The following is a 16,161-nucleotide window of genomic DNA, read 5'->3' on the forward strand; positions in this document are numbered from 1 at the left end:
TGGATAAGGAACTTTAGGAAACAACCATGGGATTATTTGAACGTTATTTAACTGTCTGGGTAGGCTTAGCCATATTAGCCGGTATTTTATTGGGAAGCTTGGTACCAGATGTTTTTGCGTCTATCGCTAGCTTAGAATACGCCAATGTAAACTTTGTTATGGCCATTCTAATTTGGTTAATGATTTACCCTATGATGGTGCAGATTGATTTCTCTTCCATCAAAAATGTAAGCAAACAAACCAAAGGTTTGGCACTCACCCTTGTCATTAATTGGCTGATTAAGCCCTTTTCAATGGCTTTACTTGGTTGGCTTTTTTTCAAAGGCCTATTCGCAGACTGGGTCGATCCACAAACCGCTAATGAATACATTGCTGGCATGATCTTACTGGGTGTCGCACCTTGTACCGCCATGGTCTTTGTGTGGAGCCAATTAACAAAAGGCGACGCCAATTACACCTTGGTTCAAGTCTCCATCAATGATGTCATCATGATCTTTGCGTTTGCTCCCATTGCAGGCTTTCTGTTAGGTGCAACGGACATTCATGTTCCTTGGGCAACCTTATTGGTCTCCGTATTGTTGTACGTCTTAATCCCTTTGCTTGCTGGTGCTATCACGCGCAATTCATTGGATAAAGCCAACGATCACTCTCGATTAGAGGGTTTCCTAAGCAAAATGAAGCCTTGGTCTATCATAGGCCTGATTGCCACTGTGGTTCTGTTGTTTGGCTTCCAGTCCGACACCATTTTATCAAACCCACAAGCCATTGTACTGATTGCCATTCCTTTGCTCATTCAGACCTACGGTATTTTTGCCGTGGCGTATTGGTTGGCATTGAAGTTCAAACTGCCTCACAACGAAGCCGCTCCAGCGAGCTTAATTGGCACCTCGAATTTCTTCGAACTGGCCGTAGCAGTGGCCATTTCATTGTTCGGTCTGCATTCTGGTGCCGCCTTGGCCACGGTTGTCGGTGTGTTGGTTGAGGTGCCCGTCATGTTATCACTTGTGTGGTTCGCGAATCGCACTCGTCACTGGTTTGCTTAAGGAGTTATTAACATGGTTTTGATACACCACAACCCTGACTGCGGGACATCGCGTAATGTTTTACGCATTATAAAAGACGCAGGCTATACCCCTGTGGTCATTGATTATCTCAAAGAAGGCTGGAGCAAAGCTCAGTTGTTAGCTTTATTTGCCGCCGCGGATTTGACGCCAAGAAGTGCTTTGAGAGAAACCAAGTCCCCAGCCAAAGAATTAGGACTATTAAATAAAAATGTTTCTGACGACATCCTCTTAGAAGCCATGTTAGAGCACCCTATCTTGGTCAATCGTCCGATTGTGTGCTCTCCCAAGGGCGTCAAACTGTGTCGCCCTAGTGAAGCCGTGTTGGATTTACTCGAGCAATGGCCACAAGGCCCTTATAAGAAAGAAGATGGCGAGTTAATATTAGACGCCAAAGGCAACCGCGTAACCAATTAACATGGTCGCGCAATGCATTTAAGTAGGCTCATATCCTAAGACAACAAGCACTGACACGACATGCTTGTTGTCTTATTCTCGAAGGTTGATGTGAGTTAAATGGATGCTATGTTCGTTTACTCACCAACCCTTGGATTCCCAAGACATAACCTTGAACGCCCATTCCCACTACCATACCGGCCGCAACGGGTGAAATGTAAGAATGATGACGGAAAGATTCTCGAGCATGAACATTGGAAATGTGTACTTCGATCACCGGTACATCAGCCCCTTTAATCGCATCATGCAGAGCAATAGAAGTATGAGTGTAGGCACCAGGATTAAACACCACGCCTAACATCTCTCCGGATTTTACCTTTTGCCCTGCTTCATGAATCAAATCAATCAATACACCTTCATGATTCGATTGATGACAGACAACTTGATGCCCTAACGCCGCGGCTGCATCCGCGCACAGCTTTTCCACATCGGCTAACGTTTCGTGGCCATACTGAGCTGGCTCACGGGTGCCCAGTAAATTTAGATTTGGGCCATTAAGTACCATAATACTCGCCATATCACACTCCAAAACAGGTCTAATGCGTTAATTAGCTGGTGGCTAAAAAACGCAACAATATACTCAGTGTCAGAAACGATAACACAGTTGTCACTAATAAGGTGCTGGCGCAAAAGCTTCGCTGGCCATATTCACCGCAAACAATAGGATAGGTACTGAACATCGGCATGGCCGCAAAAACCAGTACCGACACTTTCAGAGCTTGATTCATCTCTGGGGTGAGCATCAGCAGTAGCATCACCAACACAGGGAACAAGATCAACTTTGCCACGGCCACCAAAGCAATCGCACTCAAATGGCCACGAATGGACACGCCGACTAATGAGCCACCAATAACGACTAACGCCGTTGGCGCCGCACCATCGGCCAACAGTGACAAACCTCGTTGAGCAAACTCAGGTACCGGCAATGACAAGATTGAAAAGCACATCCCAGCCGTCAAAGCGATCAGCAATGGGTTGGTCGTAATACGTTTGATCACCACCCAGCCTAAGCTTTTTGAGTTGGCCCCCTGTAGCTGACGTTGTTGTCCTAGCATGGTTTCAATAAAAATCAGACACACGGGTAACAGAATCAGATTTTCGACCATCAGGGCCATGACAAAGGCTTGTGTCATTGGCTCATCAAAAAACTGCAACAGCACCGGAAAACCAATAAAAGCGCTGTTTGACATGGTCGCCCCAACACCAAACACACCGGCTGTGACAAGGTCTGCCTTAATGAGTTTCCAACCCAGCAACATGGTAACCAAGAAGGTTCCTAAGCCACCAAGCGCGTAGACTAAAATATAATCGGGATGAAACACCTGCCAAAAATCCATGGCAGAAAGTTTGACAAAAATCAGCGATGGCAAGGCCAGATACAAGACAAACCGGCTCAACCCCGCCAATGCATTTAACGGAATGAAACCGTAACGAGCAGCGACAAAACCCACTAAAATCAACAAAAAAATCGGGGCGGTAATGTTTAAAACCACGTCCATCTAATAACACCTTAGATTGCGTATCAATCAAATTAAAACTGGCGATTCTGTTATATTCTCACACACAAAAAACCAACAAAACCTTTTTTAATTTGATTTTTTTGTCATTCAATTTTGATATAGTCATTCTAAGTCACCAGAAATTGAGGGGCATATGGAAGTATCCATTCCAAACTTACGACATTTACGTGTTTTTCTTGCTGTTACGGAATTAAAAAGCATTACACGAGCGTCCGACAGTATATTTTTATCTCAACCGGCTATTACTCAAGCCATTGCTAAATTAGAAGCCTCTTTAGGCGCGCCCCTATTTGAGCGTCACTCTGATGGTATGTATCCAACCGCCTCGGGAGAGATTTGGCAAAAACGGGTTAGCCGCGCCATTGACCATATTCAGGTGGCCACCCAAGACATTGTCAAAGATCAATCGACAAAAGAACGCTCACCCAAAAACCTTGTGGCCTTAATTAGTACCACTCAGTTGCGAGCATTAGTGGCCGTCAGTGAAGCACAAAATTTCAGTATCGCCAGCCGCAATCTAGCGGTCTCTCAATCATCAGTACACCGTGCGGCCCGAGATTTAGAACGCTTACTTGGCGTCACTTTGTTTGAAAAAAACAGCTTAGGCACCAGCGCAACGAAAGCGGCTCAAACTTTGGCGAAAGCCACTAAATTGGCGTTCAATGAATTGCGTCAGGGGATTTATGAAATCAACGCGCTGCAATTTAAAGATGTCAGTACCATTACCATTGGCAGCATGCCACTGGCACGTATGACCATCTTACCCAAATCCATTCTGCGTTTTAATGAGCGCCACCCTGACGTTAATATCAAGGTCACAGAAGGCCCTTATGCGGATCTATTGCATCACTTGCGCCAAGGTGACATCGACATCATATTAGGCGCATTACGTTATCCAACCCCCGCCGACGATGTGATTCAAGAAGAGCTTTGGGCGCCGCCTTTATCCGTCATTGCCCGTCAAGATCATCCCTTACTTAATCAGCCAAACATCAGTGCGGCTGAATTGGCCCAATACTCTTGGGTGGTACCTGCTCAAGGCACACCAACAAGACAGGCGTTTGAAGACATTTTTAACGAAGCGAATGTTCCTTTACCCAGCCGTTTAGTCGAATCCAGCTCACAAATATTAATTCGAGAATTGTTATTGGAAAGTGATCGTCTTACCTTGATGTCAGCACATCAGGTTGAGCGAGAAATCAATATTGGCTTGTTAAAAGTCATCGAGTTTCCTTTGGAGCATACTCGACGTCCAATTGGTTTGTGTGTCCGAAAAAGCTGGCTTCCGACGGTGACTCAATCTCACTTTCTGAGCTTGCTAAGGGAAATTTCCGAACAAGTACGATGACGTAAGGCGTTTTTCGATTGCAAAAAATGAATAGCTTAAGCGATGAATGGATTACCCCTAAAACAGTACCAGTGCTAGATTGAACAGCATTACAAAACACTAAGGTGTGTTTTCCTTCTAACAATAAACACTCGCACTTTTAGGAGTAGACTGATGAGAATTTGTATTGCGGGCGCTTCCGGCGCTTTTGGCATGAAACACATGGATGCCATTGCGGCCATCGAAGGGGCTGAAGTCACTTCCGTGGTAGGCACTAAAATTGATGCCATTAAAGAGTTTGCGGAACAGCGCGGTGTCGCTCACTTCACCACAGACCTAGCTGAGAGTTTGGCACGTGACGATGTCGACGCCGTTATCCTCGCCACACCAACACAAATGCATGCTGCACAAACCATTCAATGTTTGGAAGCTGGCAAACACGTGATGTCTGAAATTCCGATGGCGGATAACATCGAAGACGCTCGCAAAGTCGTTGAAATCAAGAAAAAAACCGGCTTAGTTGCCATGGCGGGGCACACTCGTCGTTTCAACCCTTCCCACCAGTGGATTCACAATAAAGTCTTAGCCGGTGAACTGACCATCCAACAAATGGATGTGCAAACTTACTTCTTCCGTCGTTCCAATAAAAATGCGCTTGGTAAAGCTCGCTCTTGGACTGACCACCTACTGTGGCACCATGCTTGCCATACGGTGGATTTATTCCAATATCAAACCGGTGAAACCGCTACCAAAGTACAAGCCATGCAAGGACCAATTCATCCTGAGCTGGGCATTGCGATGGACATGAGCATTGGTATGAAAGTATCCAATGGGGCGTTGTGTACCTTATCTTTATCCTTTAATAACGATGGTCCATTTGGCACTTTCTTCCGCTACATCTGTGATAACGGCACCTATCTAGCTCGCTATGACGATTTGTTCGATGGTAACGATAACAAGATCGACTTAACCGGCGTGGCGGTTTCGAACAATGGCATTGAACTCCAAGACCGTGAATTTATCGCTGCCATTCAAGAAGGCCGTGATCCGAACTCTTGTGTAACTCAAGCCATTGACGCGATGGAAACCCTACATCGATTAGAGCAATGTTTAGAGGATTAAAGTCGCTTTCCATTGCTATCAACAGGAAGCTTCGGCTTCCTGTTTTTTGTTCTCCCCCTATAATATGCCTGAGAAAATAACGAGGACCTGTTATGTCAAAACACCCACATCTCGCCAATCCAAGTATCGGCTTAGGCTGTATGAACCTATCACATGCCTATGGATCCCCTGTACATCAAGATGATGCGATCAAAGCCTTACAAGAGGCTTTTGAGATGGGCTATCGACATTTTGATACTGCCACGCTTTATGGTGGGGGAGCCAATGAAAAACTGGTTGGCCAAGCCTTAAAAGCGCATCGACAATCCTTCTTTTTGGCCAGTAAATGTGGCATGGCAATAGTGGATGGCAAAAAACAAATCAATGGTCGCCCCGAAACGATTCGACAACAATGTGAGAACAGCCTAAAGCGTCTTCAGACCGACCACATTGACCTATATTACCTTCATAGACTTGACCCAGATGTGGCCATAGAAGAAAGCGCTGGCGCCTTAGGTGACTTAGTAAAAGAAGGTAAAATCGGTGCCATTGGATTATCCGAAGTCTCGGCTACTACCTTAAAAAGAGCGCATCAAGAATACCCTGTTACCGCCATCCAATCAGAGTACTCCTTATGGACTCGTAACCCTGAAATTGCGGTTCTACAGACCTGCCAAGAATTGGACGTGACTTTTGTGGCTTTCAGTCCATTGGCACGAGGCTTTTTGACTGGTGGTCTAATGAACGCGGATGATTTAGAAGAGAAAGACATCCGTAACAATATGCCACGTTTTCAAGCAGAACATTATGAAAACAATCTCGCACTGCTAAACGACTATTTATCCCTTGCTAAAGACATTGGATGCACTCCGGCGCAACTTGCCTTGGCTTGGATACAAGGTAAACACAAAAATATTGTCCCCATTCCTGGGACTCGTTCGGTTCATCATATGCAGGAAAATTTAGACGCAACACCACTCAATTTAGATGCGGCTCAAATGCGCCTACTGGATGAAATGATTAACCAAAATACCGTCCATGGTCCTCGCTACAATGCGGCACAACAAAAAGAGATCGACACAGAAGAGTTTTAATGTCGTTTCTTTAGCCCCGTAAAGGGGCTTTTGTTATTCTTTGTTCGCTTTTCTTAATATCGCCATCTTTCCTTACGGACGGTTACAAACAGAGCCAACCTCCTAACGGTCCAAATAGATTTTAAACGTCTTTAAAATCAATCAGTTAAAAAAACAAACTCTACTTTCTTTTTACACATTGAAGGCCTATAAATACAGTTAGATACGCATCGTTTCAGATTATTACCTTTCTAAAACGTGAAGCTTGTATTCAAACTATTTTAAACACACTATAGTTTTGAAAACCGTGTAGGAATAGACTTACAAATATGTAGTCACTTTCTAACGTTAATCCAGGCTAGATCAGATGTTTGCCAGACCAGAGACTAGATAGGGAATGTAATTATGTTTTTCAACAAAGCCAACAAAAGCACCCCACAGACACATGAGAAACCATTGTCTGACAATGCGGCTTTCCTTAAAGCCATGAACAAATTTTGTGCCACCATTAGTTTTTTACCTGATGGCACCATCATCGAAGCTAATACGCACTTTCTAAATGCTGTCGGCTATACTCTCGATGAGGTGAAAGGACAAAAACACGTTATGTTCTGCCCTAGCGAAGTCGCAAACAGTGCTGAGTACAAAAACTTCTGGCCTCAACTAGCAGCAGGGAGTTGTCAGCAGGGAACTTTCTTACGTAAGAAGAAAAATGGCGAAGACCTATGGATTGAAGCCACTTATTTCCCGATTGAACAAGACGGAAAAATAGTCAAAGTGGTTAAAATTGCTTCGGACATTACGGCAGCAAAACACCTCGCCGATAGCCATAAAGCCGTTTATGATGCCATTGACCGATCTAGTGCAACGATTGAGTTTCACCCGGATGGCACCATCATCACTGCCAATGATAACTTCCTAAAAACCATGGGGTTTAGCTCAGTACAAGAAATCATTGGTACGCACCACAGAAAGTTTTGTAAGGACGAGTTTTACCAACAAAACCCACGTTTCTGGGAAGAACTTGCCAATGGCGACTTCAAATCAGGTCGGTTTGAACGCGTCAACAAGCAAGGCGACACCATCTGGTTAGAAGCCACCTACAACCCAATCTACGATGACAATGGCAAAGTCGCCAAGGTCTTAAAAGTCGCCGCCAATATTACTGAACGAGTCACCGAACAATTGGCCATTCAACACGCTGCCGAAGTCGCTCACTCAACGTCGGTTGAAACAGCACAAGTCTCTGAAAACGGCGCGAAGATTTTGCGCAACACAGTGGAAGCGTCAAATCAGATCGTTACCGATATTGAGGCTTCCACCGAGCTGATTGAAAGCTTAAATCAGCAATCTGAAAACATTGCTAAGATTGTCACCACCATTGGCTCCATTGCCGATCAAACTAACTTATTGGCGTTGAACGCAGCCATTGAAGCGGCACGGGCAGGAGAACATGGTCGTGGTTTTGCTGTCGTAGCCGATGAAGTTCGAACCCTTGCAGCACGAACCAGTACCTCAACGGTCGAAATCGAAAATATGGTGGCTCAAAACAGCGATCTAACTCGCCAAGCCAAAGCCAGTATGAGTAAAGTCAGTGAGCGCTCTGGTGAAAGTGCGCAATTGATCGAAGAAGCGTCGGGCATCATCCAAGAGATTCTAACCGGGGCAGAACACGTTGCAAATACAGTGAACAAATTGCTTCACGAAAATAATAACTAAGCCTTATTACCTTTCTTACAAGCATAAAAAAACGCGCCTTCAGGGCGCGTTTTTTGTCATCATAAGTCAGTGTTACTTGGGCATTTCATGCTCAAGTAGCAGCAAGCCTGCTCCAGTATTGGAAATCGGTGCATGATAATTACGATGCAACTCCGTTACCTTGCCTCGCAATACACCACGCATGGCAATCCACATATTGAGCTCAACCGTTTGCGCGCCACCGATCTTTACCAAATCAAGATTAGAGTAGGTCGTAAGCTCTTCAGGACTATCGACAAGCTTGTCCATACACTCAAGGTCAAACTGTCTGTTTAATGTACCAGCCGCCTCGCCATCTAATTGATGTGATAAGCCGCCGGTGCCAAAAATGGCGACGGTCATATCCGAATCAAAAGATTCAATGGCCTTACCAATCGCTTGACCTAAAGCATAACAACGCTTCGGTTGTGGCATTGGGTGCTGCTCACAGTTAATACAAACCGGAATCACTTTTACGTGACCATATTCATTGCCTGGCCACATCAAACTCAGTGGCACCGTTAAACCATGATCCACCTTCATTTCTTGGCAAATGGTCATATCAAAACCGTCTTCCACTAAACTGTTGGCAATATGCCAAGACAGCTCCGACTCGCCAGTTACAGGAGGGATGGTTGCAATGCCCCAACCTTCATCTGAATTGTGATATTCGTCCGCCACACCAATGGCAAAGGTCGGCTTTTTGTCGATGAAAAACTCCAAACCATGATCGTTATAAAAAAGTACGATCACATCCGGCTTTTTCTCATTTAGCCATTTACGCACAGGTGGATAACCATCAAAGAAAGGCTTCCAATAAGGGGTTTCTTCTGCCTTGTTTGCCATCGCATTGGCAATCGCAGGAATATGGGACGTTGTTACTGCACCAATAATATTCGCCATTATGCTTCTCCTGAGCCACGTTTCACTAACATGGCTTTGAATTCTTCAAGACTCATACCCGTTTGAATGGCGCCAATGTCTTGCATGTTTAGTTTTAGCAGACCCGCAAACTTAGCCACATAATAAATACTGCCACCTTGTTGCAAGAGTCCAATGATGTCTCGCTCATGAATGGCCTTAATCTGCGCTTCAGTTAAACCAAATTTGGCACAATAAGCGTCTGGGTCTTTGTTAAACTCATCACGAGCCGCTTGCTCATTGAAAGAGAAGCACATTTTATTCAGCCCATAGCCTTTCTTTGCCATCTTGCCATCAAACAGGTAAGTGCCTGGTACAGGTTGAGTCGGATCATTTGCTGTCATCATTCACACCTTTTTATTTTGTTTTTCTGCCACCTGAGTAACCGATTATGACCAGTAAAGACGCATTGGATTATCCACCAGCAAGGCTTGCTGTAGCTTTGACGTCGTTGCAATGTGAGGAATCACATCCACAAGATGACCATCATTTGGCGCTTCAACTTTCATATTTGGATGCGGCCAATCCGTCCCCCACAATACACGATCAGAAAACTTCTCAACTAGGGTGCGAGCAAACGGGTAAACATCAGAATAATCCGGCGCATGCTGTGTTAAGCGTTCAGGACAGCTTACCTTACACCAGACATTATCGTTGTCCGCCATGAAGTTCACAAAGCGTTGAAAATCCGGATGATCAACACCGTTGGCAACGTTAGGGGTGCCCATGTGATCCACAACAATCGTCGTATTTAACTCTTTCAAGAAAGGAATAAGATCTTCTAGATCCGCCGCTTCAAAATACACCACAATATGCCAACCAAAAGGGCGAATTTTATCAGCGATAGAGAAAAACACTTCTCTTGGTGTGCTATCAACAAGGCGCTTTACAAAGTTAAAGCGCACACCGCGAATCCCCGCAGCATGCATTTTCTCAAGCTCTTCATGAGTAATGGAATCATCCACAAACGCCACCCCACGAGCCAGATCGCCAGCGCTTTCTAGTGCATCAATCAGGGCCGAGTTATCCGTACTGTGGCAAGAAGCCTGCACGATAACGTTACGAGAAAAACCTAAGTGATCACGTAAGGCAAACAATTGCTCTTTTGAAGCATCACAAGGGGTATATTTACGCTTTGGGTGATACGGAAACTTATCCGCAGGACCGAATACGTGACAGTGTGCATCGACCGCGCCCTCAGGTGCTTGGAAGGACGGCTTCGCTGGGTTAGGATGAAAAGGTATATAAGTTTTGTCCATCATAATCGAATGCCTTATTTATCATTGTTTTAATCAATCGATTCACAAACCGTTGGCATGAGCAAAGACCTGCCCATCAAACAGCTTTCTAGCAGTACGTAGAATCGCCGCACTGTCTAACTGACCTAGTGAATCTTTGTCTAATATAACGGTCATGGCACCAATCGGATGCTCAACATCCAGTGACATGCGTTCACCATTGGTATAATGTGCCAACTCATGAGCAGGCGAGCCTTCTAAAATGGCCGCGGTGGCCACACTAACCGCACCAAGCACCCCAATCGAAGCATGACAGCGGTGAGGAATAAAGGTACGTGTCGAAATCGCCCCACCTTCAGTAGGCTCACTAACCATTGACATCTTTGGTACAGATTTGGTCGTTACATCGCCCAAATTCATCATGGGACCAACCTGTAAACGAATTGATTCCAACTTTGCTTTTAGCGTCTCATTGGCTTCCAATTCTTCTCTTGTTTCAGTGCCACTAATGCCCATATCGGCTGCTTTCAACACCACCACAGGCATGCCATTATCGATACATGTAACAGGAACACCGTCAATCACATCGACCACATTACCAGTGGGCAACAAGGCGCCACAAGTCGAGCCAGCGGTATCCTGAAAGACAATCGGCACTGGGGCAGAACAGCCAGGTACGCCATCAATTCGAGCATCACCTTCATACTGTACTTCCCCGTTTTTAACCGACACTCGAGCAACGGCAATCTGCTGGGTATTTTCCATGAAAATACGCACGGAGGTTTCCCCTTCAGACGCGTCAACTAAGCCTCTTTCGATCGCAAAAGGACCAACACCTGCTAAGATGTTGCCGCAATTCTGCGCATCTGTGACCACCGCCTGATCGACAAATACTTGCAGAAATAAATACTCTACGTCCGCATCTTCTCGGCTGGCTTTTTTGACGATCGCCACTTTTGATGCCAATGGATCAGCACCGCCAATACCATCGATCTGACGTTCATCTGGTGAGCCCATAATACGCAGCAACAAAGCATCACGTTCTGCCACGTCAGAAGGCAAATCTCCCGCCAGGAAATAAGCGCCTTTAGACGTGCCACCACGCATCCACATGCAAGCAATGCCGTTAGACATACTTCAACCCTTTCTCTTTCAAACGTGGGCGCATGTTGTAAATATCTAGGCCCAACTCACCATTGGCCATACGCACTCTTTTGGCTTCTTCATTCGCCATACGAGCCCGTGCTAACTCTAATACTTCCGCGGCTTTTTCACGACGTACAACGACCACACCGTCGTCATCTGCGACTATCACATCACCAGCATGAACCGTTTCATCTGCACAGACGATTGACACATTGACAGAACCAACGGTTTCTTTGATCGTACCTTCCGAAAAGATCGCTTTGGACCACACAGGGAAATCCATCTGACGTAGATCACGAGTATCACGAACGCCACCATCAATCACCAAACCGACGACCCCACGTGCTTGCGCCGACGTGGCCAACAAATCACCAAAGAAACCATGGTTAGAAGGTGACGTTGGCGCAAACACCATCACATCTCCCGCCTGACATTGCTCAATGGCCACGTGCATCATCCAATTATCACCGGCTGCACCAGAGATGGTCACAGCTGATCCAGCAATGGTCTTATCCATTTGAATTGGACGCATGTAATGCGCCAATAACCCCACACGGCCTTGCGACTCATGGATGGTTGCCACACCACATTCCGCTAAGCCATCAATAACAGATTGATCTGCACGCTCGATATGTTGAACTACGATATTTTCTCGCATCCTCTTCCCCTTATACTTTCAGACGACTGAACACGCGACGCGCATTGCCTTCGAAAATTTCTTGTTTTTGTTCCGCGCTGAGCACCGTATTGTTATCAATATAGCGCTTAGTATCGTCAAAGTAGTGACCCGTTTCTGGGTCAACACCACGAACCGCGCCAATCATCTCTGAAGCAAACAGGATATTTTTCGTCGGAATAATGTCTAACAATAAGTCAATGCCACGTTGGTGATACACACAAGTATCAAAGTAAACGTTATTCAAAACACGCTCCGCCAGATCAAATCCTTGGTCTTGTGCCAAGCCACGGAAACGTCCCCAATGGTAAGGCACAGCGCCACCACCGTGAGGAATAATAATCTTTAATTCAGGGAAGTCTTTGAACACATCCGACATCATTAGCTGCTGGAAGCCTGTGGTGTCTGCCCCTAAGTAATGGGAACCTGTAGTGTGGAAGCAATCATTACAAGCAGCGGATACGTGAATCATGGCCGGAATGTCATATTCACACATTTTTTCGTAAATAGGATAGAAAGAACGATCGGCCAGTGACGCGTCTTGCCAGAAACCACCGCTTGGATCTGGGTTTAAGTTAATGCCAATAAAGCCCATTTGCTCGACGGTTCGCACAATTTCAGCGACAGACTTAGCAGGATCGACACCTGGAGATTGTGGTAACTGCGCAACAGGGGCAAAGTTTTCAGGAAACAAGTCACACACTCGACGGATCAAGTCGTTCTGGTGTTCCGTCCAATATTGGCTGGTGTATTCATTACCAATATGATGCCCCATCCAACTAGCACGAGGAGAAAAGATGGTCAGATCTGTGCCACGCTCTTGCTGTAATCTCAGTTGATTATTGACAATACTATCGCGGATTTCATCATCTGATACGACTACCTTGCCTTTTTCACCGACAAAGGCGGGATCTTTCGCAACTTGATCTTTTTGTTTATCTCGGTATTCCCCAACACCGGGTGGGGTAGTCGTGTAGTGGCCGTGGCAATCTATAATCATGTTACAACTCTCTATTCTTATTAAAGTAACAAACAAACTGAAATGGACTGACGTAATAAACGCGCTATTTCATTTTTTGATTTGTTTGAGAGTATTGATTTGCGAACGGAATTTGGCTATTTCATTTTAGCCGAAAGGGTATTGCATTTTGAGATAGCTGTTTTGAACTCTTTAAATGACAGACATAAAAAAGCCGCATTACGCGGCTCTTAAAATCGTTCAAAGCAAGATTACAACTGGCTTAACACATATTCTGCCGAACTCACCTTGTACTCACCTGGCTCATCAAGCCATAACTCATGTACGATTCCATTGCGGACAAGCATGGCATAACGACGACTACGGACACCCATTTTCGCCGCGGAAATATCCAATTCCAAGCCCATAGAACAAGTAAATTCAGCTAACCCATCAGAGGCCATGATGAGGTTGTCAGCATTATTCGCTAATCCCCAAGCATGCATCACAAAGACATCATTAACAGACAAGCACACAATGTCGTCTATGCCCTTTTCTTTCAAAGCATCGAAATGGACCACGAAACCAGGTAAGTGACTGCTACTACACGTTGGCGTAAACGCCCCCGGAACAGCAAACATAAGCACAGTTTTATCTTGAAAAAATTCGGTTACATCGATGGTCTCAGGACCCTCTTCTCCCATTACCTGAAATGAGCCATATGGCAGCATATCACCAACAAGAATCGACATTCTATTTATCTCCAGAGAATAAGGTTGCGCTATATTAACGCAACCCTCTGATAAAAAACCATCAAACTATCTTAAATTGACTGAGCAATTCTTTTTGACGAGACGCTAGGCTGGCGAGGCCTTCACTATCACGGGCACTCTTATCCGCGCCCGACGCGGCTTCTTCAGACATGTTTGAAATTTCAATGACATTATCACTGATTTCATGCGCGACCGCTGATTGCTGCTCAGCTGCCGTGGCAATTTGCGTACTCAAATCTCGAATGTCAGCCATATTATTTTGCAGCTCAGATAAGGAGGTTCCAACAGAACGCGCTTCGCCAACACTGGAAGTCGCACTTTGTCGGCTTTCTTCCATACTACCAACAGCTTTCTTCACACCTTGTTGCAACTGAGCAATCACACTCTGAATTTCTTCTGTTGAACTGTGTGTACGAGTCGCTAATGTTCGAACTTCATCGGCCACCACGGCAAAGCCTCGACCTTGCTCGCCAGCACGTGCCGCTTCAATCGCAGCGTTCAGAGCCAATAAGTTCGTTTGCTCAGCGATGTCTTGAATCACATCCAAAATACTATCAATGTTTTTAGAGTATTCGTTCAGCTGGTTAACCACGCTGGTTGATTCTTCAATTTGCGCTAACAAATCTTCAATCTTCGCAATATTAGCGTCCATCTGGGTACGATTTTGACCCGCTCTTTGATCAACAGATTGAATTTGATGCAAGATAAATTCAGAACTCTTCGCCACCTGCTCAACCGTTGATGCCATCTCAGACATAGACGACGCGACTTCTGTTGTGCGCTCATTTTGCGAACTCATGAGACGTTTTGACTCACCTGCGATCTGTACATTAGTAGTCGCTGACGCGGCGACTTCAGTGGATGATTGATCAATCTCAGCCATCACTTTTTGCAGTCGCTCAACCAAACCATTTACCCAACCAGACAATTCACCAAATTCGTCTTTGGTTTTGACCTGACTACGCTGGGTAAAATCACCTTCTGAAATCAGCCCCAATACTCGCATCACTTCTTTCAGAGGAGAACGAATGCTTCGGCTTACCCATATCGCCACTAAAATGGCAATCACAATGGACACCACAAACACCACAGAAATCACCAGGCGAGATAAATCCGCTGCACTGCTTGCTTCTTCTTTCGCAATCGAAGCCATTTGATTGGCTTCGGTCAACAAAAGCTGAACCGATGCATCCACAACTTCCATGCTATCAGACAGCTGTTTCGCCAATCGTTCTGATTCTTGCGTTAAACGGGTATTTTCAAAATACTTATTGATAACACCATCGTCCGACTGCACACTGGCTTCCACCTCGTCAATCAATCCATTAATGCTGTCATCTTTGAGGTAGGCTTGTTTATCTCTCAGACTACCAATCACGTTCACCATGTCATCGCGTAAACCTTGCATACTGGTCAAATCACGCAAATCAAAATAGTCATTTACAGACACCTGCAAGCTTTGAGCTTGGCTGACCATGTAGGAAGCGGCAAACTGAATTTCAGAGGTCTCCCCGCCTTCTTGCAAAAAGCCCAAATCTTCCGCTGCGAAGTTAATCGCGTCTTTTAAATCCAGTTTTTCATCTGGAATGGCGGCTTGTAACGCCAGCATTCTTTTGTGATTCGAAAAGGCCACATCCGTTAACTGCATAAAGGCATTAACTTCTTGATCAATCTTCGTCAAGGCATCTTGCATCAAAGGAGAGCCTTGTAGATTATCCGCTAAGCTACTTGAGACTTCTTGATATTGTGTTTTCAAGTCAACAAATCGCTGCGACAGCACCTCAAGAGACTCTGGCGACTTACTTAATAAATACTGCAATACCGTCGCATTGGACAACGCAAGGTCATCTCTTAGCTTATTGCTGTTGGTCATAATATTCGACACTTTACCGGTAACCACATTGAGTCGATCTTCCACTTTATTCGTGCCTTCAAGACCCGCTCCAGCAATGGTGAGTAACAAAACCAACAACACCCCGAAGCCAAGTAAAATCCTCTGAATCACAGATAACGACATAAACGCCCTCTTTTTCACACTTTGTATATTTTGAATTCGCAAGCTAAGGCGAAAACATCATAATTTGACCATTTAATCAAAATCATAACACTTTACTGACATCCTTTAATAATCCATATATGACCATTTGCGACTTTTTAATAAAAATGCCTAATCC

Annotated in this window: 16 protein-coding genes; 6 read left to right on the top strand and 10 right to left on the bottom strand. The window is 45.2% G+C overall.

Annotated features, from left to right (window positions below; genetic code table 11):
* Window positions 1–26: 26 nt before the first annotated feature.
* Together arsB and arsC are read left to right on the top strand one after the other, a co-directional pair.
* Window positions 27–1,043, top strand: a complete 1,017-nt coding sequence (gene arsB, locus ACHUFM_RS15505) for an ACR3 family arsenite efflux transporter (RefSeq protein ID WP_394183300.1) — start codon at window positions 27–29, stop codon at window positions 1,041–1,043.
* Window positions 1,044–1,055: 12 nt separating this feature from the next.
* Entirely contained in the window at window positions 1,056–1,478 is a 423-nt protein-coding gene (arsC, locus tag ACHUFM_RS15510; protein WP_463514482.1) for an arsenate reductase (glutaredoxin), read from the top strand.
* 106 nt (window positions 1,479–1,584) lie between these two features.
* Here arsC and aroQ read toward each other — a convergent pair whose 3' ends face one another.
* A complete protein-coding gene (gene aroQ, locus ACHUFM_RS15515; RefSeq protein WP_394183302.1) occupies window positions 1,585–2,034 on the bottom strand; it encodes a type II 3-dehydroquinate dehydratase in 450 nt (149 codons plus the stop codon).
* 31 nt (window positions 2,035–2,065) lie between these two features.
* Window positions 2,066–3,016, bottom strand: coding sequence for an AEC family transporter (locus tag ACHUFM_RS15520; protein ID WP_394183303.1), 951 nt, complete (start codon window positions 3,014–3,016; stop codon window positions 2,066–2,068).
* 154 nt (window positions 3,017–3,170) lie between these two features.
* Between ACHUFM_RS15520 and ACHUFM_RS15525 the strand changes: the two genes are divergently transcribed.
* From ACHUFM_RS15525 to ACHUFM_RS15540, 4 genes are all read left to right on the top strand, one after another.
* On the top strand, window positions 3,171–4,385 hold the full coding sequence (locus ACHUFM_RS15525; RefSeq protein ID WP_394183304.1) for a LysR family transcriptional regulator: 1,215 nt from the start codon (window positions 3,171–3,173) through the stop codon (window positions 4,383–4,385).
* A 153-nt stretch (window positions 4,386–4,538) separates the two neighbouring features.
* On the top strand, window positions 4,539–5,486 hold the full coding sequence (locus ACHUFM_RS15530; protein WP_063331702.1) for a Gfo/Idh/MocA family oxidoreductase: 948 nt from the start codon (window positions 4,539–4,541) through the stop codon (window positions 5,484–5,486).
* Between the two features lie 92 nt (window positions 5,487–5,578).
* On the top strand, window positions 5,579–6,559 hold the full coding sequence (locus ACHUFM_RS15535) for an aldo/keto reductase (RefSeq protein WP_394183306.1): 981 nt from the start codon (window positions 5,579–5,581) through the stop codon (window positions 6,557–6,559).
* 384 nt (window positions 6,560–6,943) lie between these two features.
* Window positions 6,944–8,257: a methyl-accepting chemotaxis protein gene (locus tag ACHUFM_RS15540; RefSeq protein ID WP_394183307.1), complete on the top strand. Its 1,314-nt coding sequence runs from the start codon at window positions 6,944–6,946 to the stop codon at window positions 8,255–8,257.
* A gap of 72 nt (window positions 8,258–8,329) precedes the next feature.
* On the opposite strand, the gene ACHUFM_RS15545 is transcribed toward ACHUFM_RS15540, so the two are convergent.
* From ACHUFM_RS15545 to ACHUFM_RS15580, 8 genes are all read right to left on the bottom strand, one after another.
* Window positions 8,330–9,178: a class III extradiol dioxygenase family protein gene (locus ACHUFM_RS15545; protein ID WP_063331705.1), complete on the bottom strand. Its 849-nt coding sequence runs from the start codon at window positions 9,176–9,178 to the stop codon at window positions 8,330–8,332.
* Window positions 9,178–9,543 (bottom strand): protocatechuate 4,5-dioxygenase subunit alpha, encoded by a 366-nt coding sequence (locus ACHUFM_RS15550; protein ID WP_082825350.1) that lies wholly within the window; start codon window positions 9,541–9,543, stop codon window positions 9,178–9,180. The genes ACHUFM_RS15545 and ACHUFM_RS15550 overlap by 1 nt, the downstream gene beginning before the upstream one ends.
* 42 nt (window positions 9,544–9,585) lie before the next feature.
* Window positions 9,586–10,458, bottom strand: a complete 873-nt coding sequence (locus ACHUFM_RS15555; protein ID WP_394183308.1) for an amidohydrolase family protein — start codon at window positions 10,456–10,458, stop codon at window positions 9,586–9,588.
* Window positions 10,459–10,497: 39 nt separating this feature from the next.
* On the bottom strand, window positions 10,498–11,568 hold the full coding sequence (locus ACHUFM_RS15560) for a 4-oxalomesaconate tautomerase (protein ID WP_394183310.1): 1,071 nt from the start codon (window positions 11,566–11,568) through the stop codon (window positions 10,498–10,500).
* Complete coding sequence (locus ACHUFM_RS15565; RefSeq protein WP_113872754.1) at window positions 11,561–12,238, bottom strand: 4-carboxy-4-hydroxy-2-oxoadipate aldolase/oxaloacetate decarboxylase; 678 nt, start codon at window positions 12,236–12,238, stop codon at window positions 11,561–11,563. Before ACHUFM_RS15565 ends, ACHUFM_RS15560 begins: the two co-directional genes overlap by 8 nt.
* Before the next feature lie 10 nt (window positions 12,239–12,248).
* Window positions 12,249–13,256, bottom strand: coding sequence for an amidohydrolase family protein (locus tag ACHUFM_RS15570; RefSeq protein ID WP_394183313.1), 1,008 nt, complete (start codon window positions 13,254–13,256; stop codon window positions 12,249–12,251).
* A gap of 230 nt (window positions 13,257–13,486) precedes the next feature.
* Window positions 13,487–13,966 carry a peroxiredoxin gene (locus ACHUFM_RS15575; RefSeq protein WP_394183315.1) on the bottom strand — a complete coding sequence of 160 codons (480 nt, stop codon included), beginning with the start codon at window positions 13,964–13,966 and terminating at the stop codon, window positions 13,487–13,489.
* Window positions 13,967–14,027: 61 nt separating this feature from the next.
* Window positions 14,028–16,004, bottom strand: coding sequence for a methyl-accepting chemotaxis protein (locus ACHUFM_RS15580; protein WP_394183317.1), 1,977 nt, complete (start codon window positions 16,002–16,004; stop codon window positions 14,028–14,030).
* Window positions 16,005–16,161: the final 157 nt, after the last annotated feature.

Source organism: Marinomonas posidonica, from assembly GCF_043643765.1.
Taxonomy (GTDB): domain Bacteria; phylum Pseudomonadota; class Gammaproteobacteria; order Pseudomonadales; family Marinomonadaceae; genus Marinomonas; species Marinomonas posidonica_A.

Excerpts from the sequence above, each read along its gene's own strand:
- arsB (WP_394183300.1), top strand. The coding sequence starts at position 27 with ATGGGATTATTTGAACGTTATTTAACTGTCTGGGTAGGCTTAGCCATA.
- arsC (WP_463514482.1), top strand. The coding sequence starts at position 1,056 with ATGGTTTTGATACACCACAACCCTGACTGCGGGACATCGCGTAATGTT.
- aroQ (WP_394183302.1), bottom strand. The coding sequence starts at position 2,034 with ATGGCGAGTATTATGGTACTTAATGGCCCAAATCTAAATTTACTGGGC.
- ACHUFM_RS15520 (WP_394183303.1), bottom strand. The coding sequence starts at position 3,016 with ATGGACGTGGTTTTAAACATTACCGCCCCGATTTTTTTGTTGATTTTA.
- ACHUFM_RS15525 (WP_394183304.1), top strand. The coding sequence starts at position 3,171 with ATGGAAGTATCCATTCCAAACTTACGACATTTACGTGTTTTTCTTGCT.
- ACHUFM_RS15530 (WP_063331702.1), top strand. The coding sequence starts at position 4,539 with ATGAGAATTTGTATTGCGGGCGCTTCCGGCGCTTTTGGCATGAAACAC.
- ACHUFM_RS15535 (WP_394183306.1), top strand. The coding sequence starts at position 5,579 with ATGTCAAAACACCCACATCTCGCCAATCCAAGTATCGGCTTAGGCTGT.
- ACHUFM_RS15540 (WP_394183307.1), top strand. The coding sequence starts at position 6,944 with ATGTTTTTCAACAAAGCCAACAAAAGCACCCCACAGACACATGAGAAA.
- ACHUFM_RS15545 (WP_063331705.1), bottom strand. The coding sequence starts at position 9,178 with ATGGCGAATATTATTGGTGCAGTAACAACGTCCCATATTCCTGCGATT.
- ACHUFM_RS15550 (WP_082825350.1), bottom strand. The coding sequence starts at position 9,543 with ATGATGACAGCAAATGATCCGACTCAACCTGTACCAGGCACTTACCTG.
- ACHUFM_RS15555 (WP_394183308.1), bottom strand. The coding sequence starts at position 10,458 with ATGATGGACAAAACTTATATACCTTTTCATCCTAACCCAGCGAAGCCG.
- ACHUFM_RS15560 (WP_394183310.1), bottom strand. The coding sequence starts at position 11,568 with ATGTCTAACGGCATTGCTTGCATGTGGATGCGTGGTGGCACGTCTAAA.
- ACHUFM_RS15565 (WP_113872754.1), bottom strand. The coding sequence starts at position 12,238 with ATGCGAGAAAATATCGTAGTTCAACATATCGAGCGTGCAGATCAATCT.
- ACHUFM_RS15570 (WP_394183313.1), bottom strand. The coding sequence starts at position 13,256 with ATGATTATAGATTGCCACGGCCACTACACGACTACCCCACCCGGTGTT.
- ACHUFM_RS15575 (WP_394183315.1), bottom strand. The coding sequence starts at position 13,966 with ATGTCGATTCTTGTTGGTGATATGCTGCCATATGGCTCATTTCAGGTA.
- ACHUFM_RS15580 (WP_394183317.1), bottom strand. The coding sequence starts at position 16,004 with ATGTCGTTATCTGTGATTCAGAGGATTTTACTTGGCTTCGGGGTGTTG.